This is a genomic window from Maritimibacter harenae (genome assembly GCF_009882975.1).
Taxonomy (GTDB): domain Bacteria; phylum Pseudomonadota; class Alphaproteobacteria; order Rhodobacterales; family Rhodobacteraceae; genus Maritimibacter; species Maritimibacter harenae.
This window is the reverse complement of sequence record NZ_WTUX01000002.1, coordinates 235161-252963: the sequence shown is the minus strand read 5'-3', so window position 1 is coordinate 252963 and position 17803 is coordinate 235161. Positions and strand designations below refer to the sequence as shown.

The following is a 17803-nucleotide window of genomic DNA, read 5'->3' as shown; positions in this document are numbered from 1 at the left end:
CCTCGACGTGTTCGGCGTGCATCTGATGCGGGGTCGCGACATAGATTGCTTCCACCTCCGGATCGGCGGCCATCGCTTCCACGTCCGAATACCCCGTGCCACCGAACTCCGCCTCGAATGCATCTCGGCTCTCGGCCCGCGGCGCGGCGCAGGCCACCAGTCGCACTCGCGTATCAGCGCAGAAGGTGGGCAGCATCAACATGAATGCGCGGCCCAGGCCCGCCACGCCGATGCGGACGGCGTCAGAGGTCAAGAACGAGTTCCCCCTCTTTTNNNNTACCGGACTTTTCGAGCACAACGTCAAATGCCTTGTCGTCTTCGCGCACCACGTCGACCGGCTTGAAGTCTTCGAAGTTCACGCGCCCCTCCGGCCAGTGGCCGGAGATCGCCTCGATCTCCTCCATCAATGGCGCGGGCCCGCAGCAATAGACATGCATGTTCTTGGGCTCTTCGAAATGGTCCCAGAAATCGTAGACCTTCTCCGGGTCGCCTTCGTCGTGATGCACCAGGNAGACGATCCCCGAAAGCTTCGCGCATCTNCGTCGAGGTATGCCGTGTCCTCCGGGCTGCGCGTGCAGTAGATGATATTGAAGGGCTTGCCCTCGCGATCGAGTTGCTGCGCCATGGAGTATATCGGCGTCACCCCGATCCCACCGGCGATCAGCAGATATTCGTTCGCCTCGCCCATGGGAAAATCGTTCTCGGGCGGCTCGACACGCAGTTCCGTGCCCACGGTCGCCTCGTCGTGCATGGACGCAGATCCCCCACGCGATTCCGGCTCCCGCTTGACCGCGATCTTGTAGNTGCCATCATTGATCAGCGAATACCGGCGCATCGCCTTCGATGGCGTCTCTATCGTCACGTGCGCCCCGGGCTCGAACGTCGGCAGCTCGGCTCCCTCCAATGGGGCGAGCGTGAATTCGCAAATCTGCTCGGTCAACGGCCGCCGAGCTTCGACGCGCATGGTCAGATCGGTCATGAACCACCTCCTTCAAGCGCTCCCACCGAACCCCGCGTCATACGGATCGTGGGCGCCAGAGAACATATATTTAGATTGCTAATTTGTTGTCAAGGTTCATTCAGAATTCAACTTTGGACGGAGAAATCCGAACCATACCTCTGACGGGCGCTGGCGGACGTGCGATCATTACCTATCGCGCTGACCGGTACGGATTTCGTATCGAGCTTTGAGGCTATGGTTGAGCATTCTGGATCGAAGCTTGGGGGTCATTGTCCCAAGGTCGCGCAATGCAGTGCTGAAGGCCCGCTTTATCCGGTCCGCGCTGCACGCTGCTGCATCAAGGCGAATTCACAGTCTCCGCCCTAAGGCCCGCAAAATGGTCGCCCGATCGCCGAGGATCTCCAGCTATAGAGGTGAGGTCGGGATTCGTGCGCCAACCTTCCAGTGATGCGCTTTAGGGGCGCTGTTACGCCACTTCCGTGGCTTTTCGCACTCGCGCCAGTACTTCTTGCGAAGCTGCTCGAATTCTTCGATCAGTGCTTTCCACCGTTTGACGGACATGCCACGTGGCGGCAAGTTGAAGGGACCCCAGATGTCTGGATCCGAACCGGTCGCCCTTCGTATCTGTTTCAGCTTGCGCAGCATCCGGTCTTGGGCATGCTCGTACTGACTTGAGTATGTCAGGTCATAGCAGGTTCGGCAGGCAATCCGGTGGCGGATGTAAAGGACACCACAGCGCTTGGCACACTCCGGGCAGAGAAACCATTTCCGCGTGCCGCCGTAATTGCAGGGCGTTTCAGTGAGCTCAATGCGTTGCTCAGTGTTACCCCATCCCGCGGCAACGTAGATTTCGATGTAGTCACCGTGGCCGTCGATCGCCACGAGTAGGGTATGCCCTGTCCCGTCTTCAAAAATTGGCACTTGCCCCTTGGCGTTCGTTAGGCCGGCTTCGACAACCTGCGTTATCCGAAGCTGTGGCACCTCGTCCGCCGTGCGTCGGCTTTTTCGGCTTTGCATCTCTGCGCATCCTCGAAATCATTAACATGTTAATGATATGGATATGTCGATTTGTTTCAAGGTTGCAAGCGAATGGGCCCACTTGGCGCACTTTGCTCTGGTCTCGCCGCCATTTACTTAAGGGAACCGCAATTTCCGGGATTGTCGGGACAAAAAAGGGAACTCCTAAAGGTCAAAAAAGGAAAAAGTGATATGTTTATCAATTTTTTTTGAGAGTGCCCGCGGCGGCCATATCGATCCCGGCAATCCCNTGGGGGGGGGGGGGGGGGGGGGGGGGGGGCGAACCTGCCGATGGAGCCGACTGGGTGGTGAGGTTCTACAATCAGCGCGGCACCGCCGAGCAGCACATCAAGGAAGGCAAATACGCATTCTGCTGGAGACGGCTTTCGTGCAAGCGGTTCCGCAACAACGAGGTGCGGCTGCAGCTGCACGCCTTGGCCTATAATCTGGCGACATTCCTGCGCTGCATCAGACTGCCCAAGGCCATGGCCGGCTGCTCACCAAATGGGGGTCCGAAAGCCACTGTCGAAAAAAAGCAACTGATTCTGAGGATGGGAGTTGCCTGGAAGAGAACTCGCTCCGCGCACGCCCTGCATTCTCGGCTTCGAATCCATCATCCCGGCCTTCAGAGGTCCGTCTCACGGCTGGACAGGCATGTTTGGCGAGTGGGTCGCGGAAAATTTGTCCAGTCCAACCGAGGTCGCTCCAAGGAACCCGGATGGAGATGTGCCATTTGATGCCCTTTGGGTTGAGCCCTTCTGGGGCTTTTGGCACATTTGGCCGGGGGGCAGTCCATCCGCGAAAAGGCATCGGTGTGTATGGCGTAGAATATGTACCAAAAGCACTCTCTATTAAATAATTTTGAGATAACCATCTAATTTCCTTTAACCTTTCGAGGCGATCTTTTGGCCCACGCCGCCGGTTTTGGCCCGGGCCAAAAGATCACGCCCAATGGCGATCGAGGTGGGCCCAGGAATTCACGCCGTTAGGTTTCATCAGTGGTTTCCGTCAACGACCAGAGAATAGAAGGGCGACCGCCTGTCTCGTTCCTGACTTCAAATATCTCGCCGTCCTCGATCATGCTCGTGACAATGCCGTTGCGCAGCGGGGAATGCACCCCCCGAAGAACCTTCTTCTTCACATTCCGTGCGTTCGCAAAACCATCTGGCCCTGCCAATTCAGAAATGGCGGCTTTGACACGGTCCTTAAGTTGCTCGATTTCGGATTTGCCTGCGTTTTTCGCGATCTTGGCGGTCCCGCCGACAGCCTGACGGATGATTTGGATGGCAGTTTCGACGTGATGGACCTCGCAGACAACCTCGTCCAACGCATCCTGTTCCGGGTCCATCGCGGCATCTGACAACGCCAACAGGCCCGCGACACGCAACACGTACTCCGCCGCCCGCGCCCAGCTCTCGCCTTCTGCGCCTCCCAGCTGACGCTTGTCTTCAACCTCCCCAATGCGGAAGGCATCTTGCAGCCTGGCAGCAGCGGGGGTCATTTCGATGACCTTGTCAGGCACGCGTTCCAGCTGACGACCGATGGCGAGCCGAGGCGGAAACCGACGGCATGCCCCCACCACATCTTCAGGTGGGTTCCTCATCGCATCACGATCGATTTCACCATCCTTAAGGCGGGAAAGCCCCTGTTCGGCAAACACGAGGAAGCGGTTCAACTGCCCGCTTTCGCTGTCTTCTTGGCTGGTCGCATCCTGAAGCGCTTTCGGAGTTGAAGTCCACAATGTAGTGAGCCGCGGCCCTTCAACCGCGCCAATCTCATGCCTGTTGTCTGCATACTTGTGCGGCCCTAGACGATCCAGCCCGAGGCCCCAAAGGCGCATCATCAACGACAACAACAACCTTTGGTGGGCGTCATTGCCTTGGCGGATCGCGGACAAGTGTAGGCCGCCCTCGTCGATCGCCATCGTGATCGCGCCGAAGCTAGCATTTGACGTATCTGAACTCCCCGCATCGTGAAGAGCGCGGTGCAGGGCTTTGTCGGATGCGATACCGTCAAGCAATTCGTCGGGACGCCCAGCCGCCCTCAGAACCATACGTGTGGCCTTCCTGCAATCCTCTTTTCCGCTGCCGGTGCCGCCCAAGAGCAAGGCGTACAGATTGACTGTGGTCCGGCCCTGAGGACCCTTGATCACGTGGGTGGGTGCGGCGAGCGCGCTCATCGCCATCAACGCCGCTGCCTCTGGGAAAACCTTCAACTCACGGTCGCTTGAATGCCGAACGAGTTTGGCGATCTCCCCCGCCAACCCGGTCAGCTGCACCCGCCCGCCGTCCTCCTCATGAAGTTCGTCAGGTTCGGGTTTAGGTCGCACCGGAACGACATCCGACGGCGGCATCTTGGGAAGGTTGCCAAGGATCATCTGTGCGGTTGCCGGGGTCACGCCGCCGTCCCGCCCTGCTTTGGCATCGGACCAAACGCGCTCTGCGTTTTCGGCGAAGTCGGCCAGTTTCGTTCCAGGCGGGGCTTCCCATCTCTCGGAGAAGGCGATCCAGGCGCAATAGGCATCGTGCGCCCAGCGCGTGCCCGCGTAGGCGGCGTGAATCGCGAACCCAAGTTTCAACCAATCTTCCCGCTTGTGAAGCAGATTGCGTGTTTCGCGCAGGAGGTTCAGAAGTCGTTCGTCTCGTTCCTGGCGCACAAACGCGCGGAGGTTGTCCGAGAAGTCGTCGGTTTTGTCTTCGGTGCCTTTGCCGTTCTTGGATTGCCGCTGTAAAAGCCAACCCGGTGCGGGCATCGGGTCCCGGTCATCGACTACTTGATAGGCAGCGGGCGCCTCTCGGCGGCTTGAGGACGCCACCGACGGCGCCAACACGATGTACCCCTTGTGCTTGATGTCCGCGATCCGGCCGTCCTGATCGTCCAAGGCGCCGGGATACCGGACCCCAGTTTCGGCTCGATAGATCAGGTGCAGGCCACCCCCGGGCGTCCTCTGTACAAACGTGTCAGGAAGGTAATTTTCGGAACAAAACCGCTCCCAGCGCGCAGCGTCTTCCTCTACATCGAGATCAAGGTCGACATCCAGGACCACCAAACCGGACGCTTCGCAGGCAAGGCCGATGTTTGCGTCGGGTTTTTCTTTCCACCAGGCCTCGATTTTACTGAGGTCGTCGCTGGCATCCTTGAACCCGCGAGTGCCTGGGTAGGGTTTTTTCCCGTTGGCGTCGTTGGCCCCACGACTGCCGATGGGCGAGACCGGAAAAATCTTCCAACCGGAAGCGGCAAAAGCCTCTGCAGCGGGCCGAAGCGCACCGGTTTGATTTGCGGGCGTGTTTGGGGAATGATCACCCTTGGGCACTAGCCATCTCCTCGACGAAGGTTTCAACCTCGTCTTCGCGCCAATAGAGACGTCCGCCGATCTTGATCGGGGCGGGGATCCTCCCTGCGGCGACGTCGCGGTAGATCGTCGTGCGGCCCCGGCCGCCGAGGACAGTTTGAAGTTCATTGAAATTTAGAAGGCGCATCGTGGTGCTCCGCGTTGGTTCGCAGAGCAATATCTTCACAGTCCCAGATCCCCGCCATGGAAGACAAACAGCGGCTTTTTTACCCATGTTTTCCGACGTCATGGATCGTGAAGCCGAGTGTTCGCCACCTGACGAAAGGTTCCCGCGCCTTAGGCGATGCGGTCGCGACAGGCAGTTATGCGGACAGAGCTGCCTTAACTGCGGGCAACCAAGGCGATTCACTTATGCGCCTTCGCTAGTCATGTAGAGCAGCCAGTCCCGGACGATCAATGACGCATCAGACGCCTCTTGTCGGGGCGTCAGTAGATAGAAGTCCAGTCGCCCTTCGAGAGCGCGGTCGAGCGGTTGCACAAGGTGCCCTACCTTCAGGTCCCGCTGAACGAGGAAACGGCTTGCCAGCGCGATACCCTGCCCAGCCAGCGCCGCGTCGATAGTCAGTGTCGTCTGGTTGAACCGAAGTCCGCGTGACAGCTCAACTTCACCTCCAAAGGCCGCTTCGATGAACATCGGCCAGAGATCGTGCGAGTCGTGCAGGAGGGTCATGCGCGACAAAGCCGCCGCATCGAGTGGGAGGTCCTGACGGGCGATCAGGTTGGGCGAGCAGACCGCGATGACCTCCTGCGGGAACAGTAGATCAGCGCGCAGGCTCGCCCCGAATGGCGGCTGTCCCTGCCGCACCGCGAGGTCGATCCCGTCGGCATGGAAGCTCGAGACGCGCTCGGTAGCAGTAATTCGCAGGTCGATCCCGGGATGGGCTTCGGTGAACTCGGCGAGTCGCGGGATGAGCCACTTCGATGCGAAGGTGGGGGTCACGCTGATTGTCACACGCGACGGTGCCGAACGGAGTGCCAAAGTTGCGTCCGAGAGCTGTGAGAAAGCCCGCGAAACCGCAGCGTGGTAAGCGCGCCCCTCCTCGGTGAATGCCAGACCACGCGCCTCCCTCAGGAACAGGCGAAGGCCGAGATGTTCCTCGAGTCCGCGGACCTGCTGGGCCACCGCCCCTTGAGTCACGCTCAGGTCTTCGGCCGCCGCGCGGAAGCTCAGATGTCTGCCCGCCGCTGCGAATGCCCGGAGGCCGTTCAGGGGAGGTAAGCCGATTTCGTCCGACAAGATAGATTTCCTACACTCAGGCAACAGCCTACCTGGCTGGTCCAATGATCCTAAACCTTTTATCTGCTGGATAACAGATGCAGCCGGAACTCTCCGGCACGTAGGGAGAATAGGATCATGACGGCAGAAAAAGTAGCACTCATCACGGCAGGTGGCAGCGGTATGGGAGCCGCTGCTGCGAAACGTCTGGCCTCCGACGGCTTCAAGGTCGGCGTCCTGTCTTCCTCCGGCAAGGCAGATGCGCTCGGCGAAGATCTCGGCGGCTTCGGCGTCACCGGATCGAACCAGTCGGTCGAGGTTCTCACCCGCCTCGTTGATGGCGCGATTGACCGGTGGGGCCGCATTGATGTCCTGGTGAACTCCGCCGGGCATGGACCCAAGGGCGATATCATCGAGATCACCGACGAGGAGTGGCATGCGGGGCTCGATGTTTACCTTCTGAACGTGATCCGTCCGACCCGCCTCGTTACACCGATCATGACTGCGCAGGGCGGCGGCGCGATCATCAACATCTCAACCTTCGCGGCCTTCGAGCCCGACCCGCTCTTTCCCACTTCGGGTATCTTCCGCGCCGGCCTCGCCGGTTTCGCAAAGCTCTACGCCGACAAGTATGCCGCGCAGAACATCCGCATGAACAATGTTCTGCCGGGCTTCATCGACAGCCTGCCGGAGACCGAAGACCGCCGCACGCGAATCCCGATGGGCCGCTACGGCAAGGAAGAAGAGGTCTCCTCACTCATCGGTTGGCTCGCGTCAGAAGGCGGCAGCTATGTCACCGGACAGAACTGGCGGATCGACGGAGGACTGACCCGTGGCGTCTGAGGCAACCGATATCAGAGAACGCGGCCAGACGGCGTTTATCGTGAAGTGGGTGGCCTCGATTATCCAGATCCTCGGCTACGCCGGCACCGGTTTCGGCTGGACACCCTGGAACCTTTACCTGTTCCTCGTCGGCGTTCTGGGCTGGCTCATCGTCGGCGTGCTCTGGAACGACAAGGCGATCATGCTGATCCACCTCGTCGCTCTTGGTTCCATGCTGGTGGGGATGGCCACTCAGTGACTCGAAAGGGCTCCAAGCCGTCATTGGGGTTCTTGTGTCAGGGGCAAACACTAGCTGTCACCGGGGCTTTCATTGCCAACTTGGAGAGTATGGGCGATGGACTCCAGGTCGTTGATTTCACCCTCAAGTCCGGATTTTTTCCGGTTTCTCCAGACATTGCGTACAACGTCATAGTTCACCAGCAAGTTTCCTGCCTCGTTGAAGGCGTCAGCGACCACGGAGTAGGCACAGGGCGTTTCGCTCGTTTCCCATCGCATTTCCTGAAGGCCCTGCTGCAGCGCGGTGGCAACTCCATGGACGATCAGGACGTCACGGTTCCAGTTTTTTGATCTTGGTCGGCCCTTCTTTTTTGGCCGTTTCACGAGATCCTGCAGCACCCCGGCCGCAAACCGCCGCTGGTGGACAGACAGGGAGGCCCCGACCTCTAAGCGAGAGGCGCAAATTGCGCGCGCCAAGTCGAACGCTTCAGGTTGGGACACCGCCAAGCCAATCAATTTGGCGAAGTCTTCGTCATCGACGGAGTACACGCCGCCTTCAAGGTCGAGGCGACCATCTGCCAGCCACTGGGCTTCGAGCGGACCGGCGCCTTTCTCCAACGACTTGACCGTCTCGACGAGCCGATCTCCATACCAATGACGCCAGATCCGTTTTCTTTCGTGGGGCGAGTAGCTTTTGAGCAGCTCACCGAGACGTTGGCCTGTCTCGCGGAAAGTCTTGTCATTCGGCATTTTTCGACAACCCAGCGATAACGATAGTGTGCGATACGCGTGTCACATGCTCCGCCCATTGCTCCATCAACGCGCGCCTTTGGTCTAGATAATCGGTGCGCCGGTAGGCGCGCTCGACGCTGCCACCGACGACGTGGGCCAGCGCCGTCTCAGCGACCTCTCGCGGCACCTCGGTCGCCTCGGCGCACCAAGTGCGGAAACTGGACCGAAAACCATGAGGCCGCGCCTCCATTCCCCTACGCTCCATCAGGCGAGACATCGTCGCGTCCGAGATCACCCCCTTGCGAATGCTTGGAAACAGAAAGCCGTCGCGCTCGAACGGTTTCGCCCGCTCGATGATGTCCTGAGCTTCTCCCGACAGCGGAACGCGATGTTCCTTGGCGGCCTTCATCCGCTCCGCCGGGATGACCCAGGTATCGCCCTCTATCTCTGACAGTCTGATAAAGCGGATCTCGCTCGACCGTGCCGCTGTCAGGATCAAGAGCCGCAGCGCCAAATGCGTGACCGATCCTTCATCCAAGGTAGCGTAGAAAGCGGGGACGTCCTGCCACGGCAGGGCCGGTACGTGCTTGGACTTGTGCCTCGACTTGCCGAGCAGCGCTTTGGCTTTCTCAGTCGCCTGAATGTCGACATCCAAGCCCATGGCCGCCGCATGGCGCATGACGATGCCGAGCCGGTTCATGGCCTTGCGCGCCGTGTCGGCCTTCGTATGCCAGATTGGCGCCAGCGTGTTCTTGATATCGCGCTGGTCGATCTCTTCGATCGGCACGCGCCCGATCTTCGGCAATACATGCAGTTCCAGCGGTGAAAACCACCGGCCAGCTTTGCCGTCGCCTTTTAGCTCCGCCTTGCGGGCCTCGAAGGCTTCTTCAGCAATCGAAGCTAAGGTGTGGTCTTCGCGGGCGGCAAGGCGTCGCTCCCGCTCGCGCTCCTTGATCGGGTCCTTGCCTGCGCGCGCCAAGCGGCGCCACTTGTCGGCCTGCTCGCGCGCTTCCTTGAGCGAGACGTAAGTCAAGCTGCCCAACCCCATCTCGCGTCGGCGGCCATGAACGGTCACGCGAAGAAACCATTGCGCGCCACCGTCCTCGCGTCGGTGCAGCCAGAGGCCGCCGCCATCTGAGTATTTTCCAGGCGTGGCGTTCTTCACCTGAGCCGCCGTCAGCTTGTTCAATGCACGGGTCATTTCTATCCACCCTACTATCCACCCCAACATATGGTATAGGATGGGGCATAATGGAACAGGCCGGGATAGGTTGATATTCTTAATGCATTGTTTTTGTTATTTATTAAATAGAACTGGAATAGGATGAAACAATTATTCAACGCCGCCCCCGGGCACCACTTTTACCCAACAGATACAAGACGCTGAGCCCGTTCACCCGCCGACCAGCGGCGCGCGGCCAGTGAGCAGGTATGACGCGGCTTCCAGGATGATCCCGTTGGTGTTCACGTCGGTGTAGCCCGTCATCGGGGTACTCGAGCGGGCATAGGTGCCGACGATGAAGCCGGCTTCTCCGACCGCGCAGGTCCGGCGCATGTGATCCAGGCGGGCGAGCGTGAACGGCGTGGGGCGCAGGGCGGCGCCGAGGTAGGCGGCCTTCGCCGAAAGCACCATGTCGCGCGCGGCATCGCCGGCCGGGGCGCCGGTGTCGTCGGGCAGAAACGTCGCGGCAAAGCCCGGCGGCCGGGCCCGAGGGTCGAGGCCCTGGTAGGAGAACCACGGCGCGCGGTCGAGCGGGGTTTCCGAAAGCGCATGGAAGACACCCGTGGTCTCGAACGCCTCCGTCTCCGCGCTCAGCAGCGCATCCATCCCGAGCGCGGCGCCGTCGGACGCGCCGAGTTCCAGCGCACGGAGCATGTAGGGCTCGGCACCCAAGGGGGTCAGCATCGTGTCGCTCTGGAAGAACCGCATGGCCGCCGCGACATCCGTGATCCGGTCCCCTTCGGCCGGGTCGTCCGACAGCCAGAGCCGGTAGCCCGCAAGGGCATAGGCGGTGCAGTGGTTCGTCTCGCCCGGCAAGGTGCGGCCCGTGCGGATGTCGATCGGGCCCGCCGCGTCGAGGGTCGCGGCCAGGTCCCAGCGCGCGACCGTCTCGCCGACCTGCGCGGTGAGCGCCGGGATCCCGGCCGCGCGTTTCAGCGCGACCAGGAGCCGGCCCATGTCGCAGCCGTTGAAATCTCGGTTGGTGGAGCCCAGCGTCCGGTGCCGCATCAGCGCGGCGGGCAGCGCGAGGCCGCTCAGCTCGCGCGTGGGCAGGGCCGCGACGATCCGGGCGAGCCGCTCGGTCCCCGTCTCGGGCGCCAATAGCCCAAGTTCCATCGCGGACATGACCGCGTGGATCGTGCTGGCCACGTCCCACATCGTGATCTCGGGGTTCGAGGTGGAATATTCGTCCGAGGTGAAGCGTGTGGAGGCCGACAGCCCCGTGACCGCGCTCTGCTCGTAGGTGAAATAGCGCCACGCTCGGCGCGCGTCTTCCATGACCCGGTCGCGCGCGAGCGCCGGCAGCCCTTCATCGCTCGGGCGGAGCCCGGCGCGGAAGCGGTCCACGGCCTGGCGCCGGTCGGCGATCCAGATGTTGGGGTAGATCGCCTCCAGATGGTCGGCGAGCCCGGTGAACCGGACGAGGTCCGTGTCGCGCATCTGGGTGAGCGCGGTGAGAAGCACCCGGCGGGCGCTGTCCTGGCGGATGGCGCCGGGGCGCACCAGGACCACCTGGTCGGAGAAGACGTCGCCGGTCGCCCCGAAGCGCGTGCGCAGACCGCCCCGCGTGGTGACGTCCGACAGCTCGACGGTCACCGGCAGGTTGAGCATTCCGCCCGCGTCGAACCCTACGCGCGGCAGGGACAGGAGATCGGACCAAATGGCCACCGTGGCGCGCGCGGCGTCCGGCAGGGGGCCCTCCGAAAGCACGCAGCGTGCGACCACCTGCACCCCCGCCGGGCGGCAGGCGAAGGGGGCGGGTTCCACGGGCGTGCCCGCCTCCAACCAGCCGTGGCCCAGTCCCGCGCGCGCAAGTTCGCCCGCGAAGGCCGTCACGGCCGGGTCGTCGACTGCCGGTCGTTCGAGCAGCAGGAGGCAGGATTGCCGGTAATCCGCCCCGGCGCGGCGCAGGAAGATCTCTTTCGGCAGGAGACTGCGGATGCCCCCTGCGACGCGCAGGGCCGAAAGCCGGTCGGCGAGGTCGGCCGCCCGCGACATGGCGCCTGCCGTGTCATCCGTGCGCAGGGACAGGTTCACGACGACCAGGGGCTGGTCCCCGACCGCCGTCTCCACGGCCCGGACCCAGCCGGTGCCGGTTTCCTCCATCGACAGGGTCACGCTGCCGCGCAGCCACTCGACGTGATCGGCCGACCAGGAAATCGCGGCCCCCTCCCCCTCGAGCACGAAGACCGAGCGCAGGCCCACGGTGCGCAATCCCGCGGGCGACGGCTCGGGCACGGGCCCGGCGGGCGCCACCGCCGTGAGGGGCCGGAAGATGTCGGGCTCTGCCAGCGCCGTCTGCATCGCCAGCGCCGCGTCCGAGCCGGCCCGCGCCAGGTCGAAACTGCCGGTCCCCAACGGCGTCTCCGGCGGCAGCGCCAGCACTGCCTCGACCAAACCGGGGTAGCGGCGCGACAACGCGTGGATGGCCCGGGCCTTGGGCGGATCGTCCTGCGGCAGAACCAACCCGACCGGGACCAGCCCCTCGAGGAAGGGGCGCAGCAACGTCTCCAGTGCCTGTTCGCCCAGACCCTCGGGAAGCTCGGTGAGAAGAATGGCCAGCGGAACCGGCACGGACTGCGCCCGCAGCGCCCGGGGCACCGCCCCCCAAAGAAGGCCCATCGCGGTCGCCTGCAGGAGCGCGCGCCGGGTGAGGGAAGAGGGTGACGATCTGTTCATGTTTTGCGGCAATACGTCTGTCGGCTCTGGCTTGCACGACCCCGGTCGCCGATATGCCCGGGGCATTGTGTCACAATTATTATCCCATGTGACGTATTCATTATGATATATGTCTTGTAAGGGGCTTGGCTACATTGGAAAAAGATCGACCGTCCTCGGGGGCGCCGCGCCGTGCGGTCCCCGCCATGAACTGGCCAGTGTTCAGCGATCCAACGCATCGCCGGGCGCGGTCGGTCGTTGCCTGGTCGGTGTTGTTGATCCTGGCCAGCATCTTCGTCCTGGGTTCGATCCTGCAAAGCCTGCTCAATTACCCCACGCTCGATTCGGACGCCCTGCGGCCCGAGGTCCTGCGCAGCGTCGCCGACACGCCCACGCCGGAGCAGGAGGCCGCGCTCCGCGACCGATTGGCCTGCGACGGCGATCAAACTCTCGTGACCTGTGCCGAGCGGGAGAGTGCGGATTTCATGGACGCCCTGGCCGATCTCCCCCGCGAACGGCTGCGCGTTCACGCGTTCCTACCCGCCTGGCCCGACTGGCGCGGCCTGTCGGTGGACGCCCATATCGACGAGATCGACGTGCTCATGCCGCACCTCTACGCGCTCGACCTCGGGTCCGCGCGGCTGGAGGACGTCGGCACGGAGAGCGACAATTACCAGCAGGCCGAAGGTGCCATGCGGCGCAAGGCGGAGCCGACCACCGTGCTGCCGGTCGCGAGCTTCGCCGAGGACGCGCTGCTCGAACGCGTCTCGGACGAGCGGGTGGGCCGCATGGCCCGGGCGCTCGTGGGCGCGGTGACCACGGCCGGACACGACGGCGTCTGCATCGACACGAGCTTGGATCCCCACGGCCTCTACCCCCTTGCCGCGCGGATCGCGGAGCGCCTCGACGCGTCGCCGGCGTGGGGCGACAGGACGCTGTGCGCCGTGGTGCCGATCCCGCACCTGCGCATGGTGCCGGAACCCACCGCCCCGTTCGACCGCGTGGTGCTCGCCCCGGGGCGCGAGGTCGCCGGGGGCGCCCTGCCCGGCCCGCCGACCGCGCGATCCGATGACGCTTTCGCCGTGGCGCTGCTGGCCGAACGCGCGGACCGCGACGCCTTCGTGGTCGCCCTGAACACCGAAGCGCTTCTGTGGTCCTCGGACGTGCCGCTGCCGCAGGAATTGTCCTACGCGAACGCGATGGCGCGTGTCGCGGCCGCCGATGCCCAGGTCCGGTTCGTCGACGGGCTGGACCATTCCACCGCCAGCTTCCTCGACGACGCGGGGCGCACGCAGACCATCTGGTTCGAGGACCTTCCCTCCATCTACCCCGTGGTCCGCGCGCTGGCCGACGCGAAGCTCGACAACGTGGCCATCTGGCCGCTCGGCGGTGAGGACCCGGGGATCTGGGCGCTCGTCTCGGACAGTGCCGGGGCGCGCCGCGACGTCGTGGCGCCCAACCTGTTTCCCTATGTCGCCCACCTCGATGAAGGCCCCTTCATGGGCTATTCCGGCACGGCCGTTCCGGGCCTGCGGCTGCTGTCGTTCGAGGACGGCGACCCGGTTTCCGACATGCTGCGCACGCCCAGCCCGCACCGCATCACGCGCTGGGGGGAGATTCCGCCGCTCACGATCCTTCTGACCTTCGACGACGGGCCGGACGCGCAATACACGGGCGAGATCCTCGACGTGCTGCAAGAGACGCGGGTGCCCGCGACCTTCTTCCTCGTGGGGAGCAAGGTGTCGGCCAATGCCGACCTCGTCCAGCGCATGGCCGACGAGGGGCACGTGATCGGGTCGCATTCCTACTACCACCCGCGCCTCGAAACCTGCTCGCCCACGCGCATCTGCATCGAGGCGGCACTGGTCCAGAAAACGCTCGAGACGGCCGTCGACCGCTCCACCAAGGTCATGCGCCTGCCCTATGCGCGCGGCGCCGGGCCGCTGAACTCCACCCAAGTTGCCCCCATCGCGGAGCTCAGCAAGCTGGGCTACGTGCTCGTCCTTGGCGACATCATTCCGCCGGACTGGACCGAGATGGCGCCGGGCGACATCGTCGACTTCGTCACCGAGAGCACGTCGAACGCGCAGGGCGCGGTGCTTGTCATGCACGACGGCGGCGGGGACCGGACGAACGTGGTCGCGGCACTGCCGGAGGTGATCTCTTCCCTGCGCGCACGCGGCTTTTCCTTCATCGGCCTGCCCGAGCTTCTGGACGCCCAGCAGGACGACCTGATCCCGCCGGTGACCGGCGAACGGTCATGGCAGGACCGGATGACCTTCTTCATGCTCGACGGGCTCACCGGGCTATTGAAGATCTCGTTCTGGATCGTGATCTCGATCGGCCTGCTGCGGTCGCTCGCGATGCTGATCATGGCGCAGGTACGCCGCCCGCATCTCACGGTCCGGGGCGATGTCTACCCGCGGGTCGACGTGCTGGTCCCGGCCTACAACGAGGAGACGGTGGTCGCCGCCACGATCCGCGCGATCCTCGCGACCGAGTACCCGAACGTGGGCGTCATCGCCGTGAACGACGGTTCGACCGACGGCACGCTCGCCGCGCTCGAGGAGAATTTCGCGGACCACCCGCGCGTGCGTATTCTCGACAAGCCCAACGGGGGCAAGTCGTCGGCCCTAAACCACGCCCTGTCGCGCTCCGACGCGGAGATCGTGGTGAGCATCGACGCCGACACGCTCTTGCATCCCAAGGCCATCGGGCTCCTCGCGCGCCATTTCTCGGACCCGCGCATCGGGGCGGTCGCGGGCAACGTGAAGGTCGGCAACCGCAAGAGCCTGCTGACCCGGTTCCAGGCGCTCGAATACATCACGGCGCAGAACATCGACCGGCGCGCGGCGGAGCTGGTCAACGGGATCCTCGTGGTGCCCGGGGCCGTCGGCGGCTGGCGACGCGCGGCGATCGACGCGGCGGGCGGCTACCCCCGCGACACGTTGGCCGAGGACGCGGACCTGACGGTCGCTGTGAACCGGGCGGGCTACAAGGTGGTCTTCGACCCGCGCGCCATCGCCGTGACCGAAGCGCCCGAGACCGTGGGCCAGCTCTTCCGCCAGCGCCTGCGCTGGACGCTGGGCATGATGCAGGTGGGCTGGAAACATCGGCGCGCCGTGACCGAGGGGCGAGGCGTCGGTTTCTTCGCCCTGCCCGACCTGCTCATCTTCGGGGTGTTCATGCCGCTGCTCGCCCCGTTCGCGGACATCGTTTTCCTGGCCGCGGCCGCGGGCGCGGTTATGACGGTGGCCGGGGGCTACGGCGCGGCGGAACTCGCCGCCGTGGACTGGCCGATCCTCGGCGCCTACTTCGCCCTGCCGCTGTTCGACTTCGTCGTCGCGGCGCTGGCGTTCCATTTCGAGCCGAACGAGCGAAAGTCGCTGCTCTGGCTGCTCCTGATCCAGCGATTCTACTACCGCCAGCTCCTCTACATCACGACGATCCGCGCCTTCCTTCGGGCCCTGTCCGGACGGGTACAGGGCTGGCAGAAGCTCAAGCGCACCTCGGCGCTGGTGCAGGACGCCCCGGGCGAACCGCCCAAGGCCGCACACGATTACGGATCGCCGACGCGGTCCTGATCAGCCGCTGAACGTGTTGCAGCCGCTGTCTACGATCGCCCCGCGATGGACCGGGTAGTCCCGGCGCGGGTTGATGATCACGTGCTGGAAGGCCGTGATCGACCGCGCGCATTGCGTGGTGATCGAGGCGTTCGCACGTTCCCCACCGATGTAGATGTCGAGCCACGGACGACCCTGGTAGCCGGTGTGGCACGGTCCGTCCTGCGGGCGATGGCCGTCCCCGCACACGTCCTCGACGATGGCGTACTTGCGCAGGCGCTCGATGTAGAACCGGGTGCCCGGCTTGAAGTCGAGCGTCTGGCGGCGTCCCTCGATCACGTGGCCGACGGCGATGGTGATCGGGTTGTTGTAGGTGCCCACGCCACCGGCGCGGTTGTGGATCACGGGCTTGGAAATCGCCGCGGAGCCCGGGGGCGTGTTGTCCCAGTAGCTGTAGCCCGTGAGGAAGACCTCGAACCGGTGCGCCTGCCGGGGGTTCGGCATGCGCGCCAGCACGATGGAGGCCGGCGATCTGTAGCCTGGTTTCGATTCAGCCATGGCACCTTGGTTCGCAGGAATGATCATGGAAGCGGCCACGGCAATAGCGGCCAGGAGTCTGGTCTTCATCTGTCCCATCTCGACTGTCCCGTTACGAGTTGTTAGTAGGCGCTATCTTTATGGCAATAATGTGGTGGGATCACCCCGGGCCCTCTCCGGTTGGCGGGATCGCGCCGAATTCATTGGCGATTGATCGCCGACAATGCAGGACGTTCCGGAGTGCAGCAGGGGTTCGACCTATCCGAAATCGTCTGAGTCGTTTTCGTCACAGGGCCTTCATTCGTTGACAAATGACGCTTGATTCGCCGCCTGCGTTCCAATCAAGCTTGGCGCCAATTTAGAAACAATCCTCTGGATCATTGCGAGGAGCAGACTTTGGCCCAGGAAGACCGCACAGGCGCACCGCTTTTCCCGATGCCTTCGGGCGCGTGGGTTCTCATCCCCTTCATGATCGCGTTTTTCGCGACCGCCACCTTCTATNCGGCGGCCATCGGGCTGGTGGCCATCGACGAGCTGTTCATGCTCCACGAGAAATCCATCGCGATCACGGGCGACGACGACCATCCCAAGATATTCCTGATCGCCGCGGCCGGTATCGGCATCTTCATCCTGTCGAAGATCGAGCCGCTGCACCGCCTGGCGCTCACGCTCTTCTGGTGCGGCTTCGCGGCCCACTGCCTCTACCTGGTCGTGGACCTGGGTGACGGCGACTACTTCACGCTGCCCCTGTCGCGCGTGACGCTGTCGTGGATGGAGGAATACCTCGAGATCACCTCGACCGCGTTCTATTTCAGCGCGCTCTTCGCCCAGGCGTTCGGCGTCGCGCGGGCGGGGGCCAGCCGGAACTGACCCCCGAGGCGGTCTATTCGACCGCGATGGTCTTGCGCGCCAGCACGTCCTGCGCCGTGAGATCGAGGAAGCGGATCTCGTAGGCACCCGGATCGTCCGGCAAGGTCAGGCTCACGGGCCCCTCCCCCTCGATCTTCACGGCCGACGCCCAGGTGAAGATCGCCTGGTCGGCACGCGCGATGGTGATACGCTGATCGGCGCTGCGTTCGGCCACGCTCCAGCCGATCTCGACCGTGGACCCGGCCGCGGCCCGCTCCGGCGCCTCGAGCGTCGCCCCGGATTGCAGCGCCGCGTCTTCGGCCAGCACCTCGACCTGCGTGCGCGCGAGCGTCCGGTCACCTTCGTCCAGCACGTAGCGCACCTCGTAGAGCCCGGTCTGCGAGGGGGCCGACAGCGTGTCTTCCTGCTTGTCGCGCACGCGGAAATGGCTCTCGCGCGTGCCCTCGGCCGTGCCAAGCGGGACGATGGTGACGTAGTCGTTGCCCGACACCGTGCCGGTCCAGGTCACCGGGATCGGATCGCCGATGCGCACCTGCGCGGGCGCGGCGACGGTCACCTCGGGTTCGGTCACCTCGATGGGCTGCGAAGCCATCGTGCGGTCGCCTTCGTCGAGGAC

Annotated in this window: 13 protein-coding genes and 2 pseudogenes; 4 read left to right on the top strand and 11 right to left on the bottom strand. The window is 63.8% G+C overall.

Annotated elements, in window-relative coordinates; all coding sequences use genetic code 11:
- The 3 genes from GQE99_RS21395 to GQE99_RS01240 form a co-directional block, all read right to left on the bottom strand.
- Window positions 1–253, bottom strand: a 253-nt coding sequence (locus tag GQE99_RS21395) for a Gfo/Idh/MocA family protein (RefSeq protein ID WP_235917058.1), incomplete at its 3' end; no start/stop codon positions are given.
- Between the two features lie 150 nt (window positions 254–403).
- Window positions 404–625, bottom strand: a complete 222-nt coding sequence (locus tag GQE99_RS22015) for a hypothetical protein (RefSeq protein ID WP_456237979.1) — start codon at window positions 623–625, stop codon at window positions 404–406.
- A 741-nt stretch (window positions 626–1366) separates the two neighbouring features.
- Window positions 1367–1978 (bottom strand): hypothetical protein, encoded by a 612-nt coding sequence (locus tag GQE99_RS01240; RefSeq protein WP_161349762.1) that lies wholly within the window; start codon window positions 1976–1978, stop codon window positions 1367–1369.
- 282 nt (window positions 1979–2260) lie between these two features.
- Here GQE99_RS01240 and GQE99_RS01235 point away from each other — a divergent pair.
- Window positions 2261–2478 (top strand): annotated as a pseudogene (locus GQE99_RS01235) (transposase); the annotation flags it as partial.
- Between the two features lie 485 nt (window positions 2479–2963).
- On the opposite strand, the gene GQE99_RS01230 reads toward GQE99_RS01235, so the two are convergent.
- The 3 genes from GQE99_RS01230 to GQE99_RS01220 all read right to left on the bottom strand — a co-directional run bounded on the left by GQE99_RS01230 (window position 2964) and on the right by GQE99_RS01220 (window position 6567).
- Entirely contained in the window at window positions 2964–5291 is a 2328-nt protein-coding gene (locus GQE99_RS01230; RefSeq protein ID WP_161349761.1) for a bifunctional DNA primase/polymerase, read from the bottom strand.
- Window positions 5278–5559, bottom strand: a complete 282-nt coding sequence (locus GQE99_RS21390; RefSeq protein ID WP_235917055.1) for a helix-turn-helix transcriptional regulator — start codon at window positions 5557–5559, stop codon at window positions 5278–5280. The genes GQE99_RS01230 and GQE99_RS21390 overlap by 14 nt, the downstream gene beginning before the upstream one ends.
- 120 nt (window positions 5560–5679) lie before the next feature.
- Complete coding sequence (locus GQE99_RS01220; RefSeq protein WP_161349760.1) at window positions 5680–6567, bottom strand: LysR substrate-binding domain-containing protein; 888 nt, start codon at window positions 6565–6567, stop codon at window positions 5680–5682.
- A 117-nt stretch (window positions 6568–6684) separates the two neighbouring features.
- Here GQE99_RS01220 and GQE99_RS01215 point away from each other — a divergent pair, with 117 nt between their 5' ends.
- Window positions 6685–7389: an SDR family oxidoreductase gene (locus GQE99_RS01215; RefSeq protein ID WP_161349759.1), complete on the top strand. Its 705-nt coding sequence runs from the start codon at window positions 6685–6687 to the stop codon at window positions 7387–7389.
- Entirely contained in the window at window positions 7379–7627 is a 249-nt protein-coding gene (locus GQE99_RS01210; protein WP_161349758.1) for a DUF6552 family protein, read from the top strand. The genes GQE99_RS01215 and GQE99_RS01210 overlap by 11 nt, the downstream gene beginning before the upstream one ends.
- 50 nt (window positions 7628–7677) lie before the next feature.
- On the opposite strand, the gene GQE99_RS01205 is transcribed toward GQE99_RS01210, so the two are convergent.
- The 3 genes from GQE99_RS01205 to GQE99_RS01195 form a co-directional block, all read right to left on the bottom strand.
- The gene (locus GQE99_RS01205; RefSeq protein WP_161349757.1) at window positions 7678–8355 is read right to left on the bottom strand and encodes a hypothetical protein; all 678 of its coding nucleotides are present in this window, start codon (window positions 8353–8355) and stop codon (window positions 7678–7680) included.
- On the bottom strand, window positions 8345–9538 hold the full coding sequence (locus GQE99_RS01200; RefSeq protein WP_161349756.1) for a tyrosine-type recombinase/integrase: 1194 nt from the start codon (window positions 9536–9538) through the stop codon (window positions 8345–8347). Before GQE99_RS01200 ends, GQE99_RS01205 begins: the two co-directional genes overlap by 11 nt.
- Window positions 9539–9730: 192 nt before the next feature.
- On the bottom strand, window positions 9731–12238 hold the full coding sequence (locus tag GQE99_RS01195) for a DUF3131 domain-containing protein (protein WP_161349755.1): 2508 nt from the start codon (window positions 12236–12238) through the stop codon (window positions 9731–9733).
- Between the two features lie 185 nt (window positions 12239–12423).
- Between GQE99_RS01195 and GQE99_RS01190 the strand changes: the two genes are divergently transcribed.
- Entirely contained in the window at window positions 12424–15801 is a 3378-nt protein-coding gene (locus GQE99_RS01190; protein ID WP_161349754.1) for a glycosyltransferase, read from the top strand.
- Here GQE99_RS01190 and GQE99_RS01185 read toward each other — a convergent pair whose 3' ends face one another.
- Window positions 15802–16338: a hypothetical protein gene (locus GQE99_RS01185; RefSeq protein ID WP_235917054.1), complete on the bottom strand. Its 537-nt coding sequence runs from the start codon at window positions 16336–16338 to the stop codon at window positions 15802–15804.
- A gap of 862 nt (window positions 16339–17200) precedes the next feature.
- Window positions 17201–17803 (bottom strand): annotated as a pseudogene (locus GQE99_RS01175) (hypothetical protein); the annotation flags it as partial.

Excerpts from the sequence above, each read along its gene's own strand:
- GQE99_RS01240 (WP_161349762.1), bottom strand. The coding sequence starts at position 1,978 with ATGCAAAGCCGAAAAAGCCGACGCACGGCGGACGAGGTGCCACAGCTT.
- GQE99_RS21390 (WP_235917055.1), bottom strand. The coding sequence starts at position 5,559 with ATGACGTCGGAAAACATGGGTAAAAAAGCCGCTGTTTGTCTTCCATGG.
- GQE99_RS01215 (WP_161349759.1), top strand. The coding sequence starts at position 6,685 with ATGACGGCAGAAAAAGTAGCACTCATCACGGCAGGTGGCAGCGGTATG.
- GQE99_RS01205 (WP_161349757.1), bottom strand. The coding sequence starts at position 8,355 with ATGCCGAATGACAAGACTTTCCGCGAGACAGGCCAACGTCTCGGTGAG.
- GQE99_RS01200 (WP_161349756.1), bottom strand. The coding sequence starts at position 9,538 with ATGACCCGTGCATTGAACAAGCTGACGGCGGCTCAGGTGAAGAACGCC.
- GQE99_RS01195 (WP_161349755.1), bottom strand. The coding sequence starts at position 12,238 with ATGAACAGATCGTCACCCTCTTCCCTCACCCGGCGCGCGCTCCTGCAG.
- GQE99_RS01190 (WP_161349754.1), top strand. The coding sequence starts at position 12,424 with ATGAACTGGCCAGTGTTCAGCGATCCAACGCATCGCCGGGCGCGGTCG.
- GQE99_RS01185 (WP_235917054.1), bottom strand. The coding sequence starts at position 16,338 with ATGGCTGAATCGAAACCAGGCTACAGATCGCCGGCCTCCATCGTGCTG.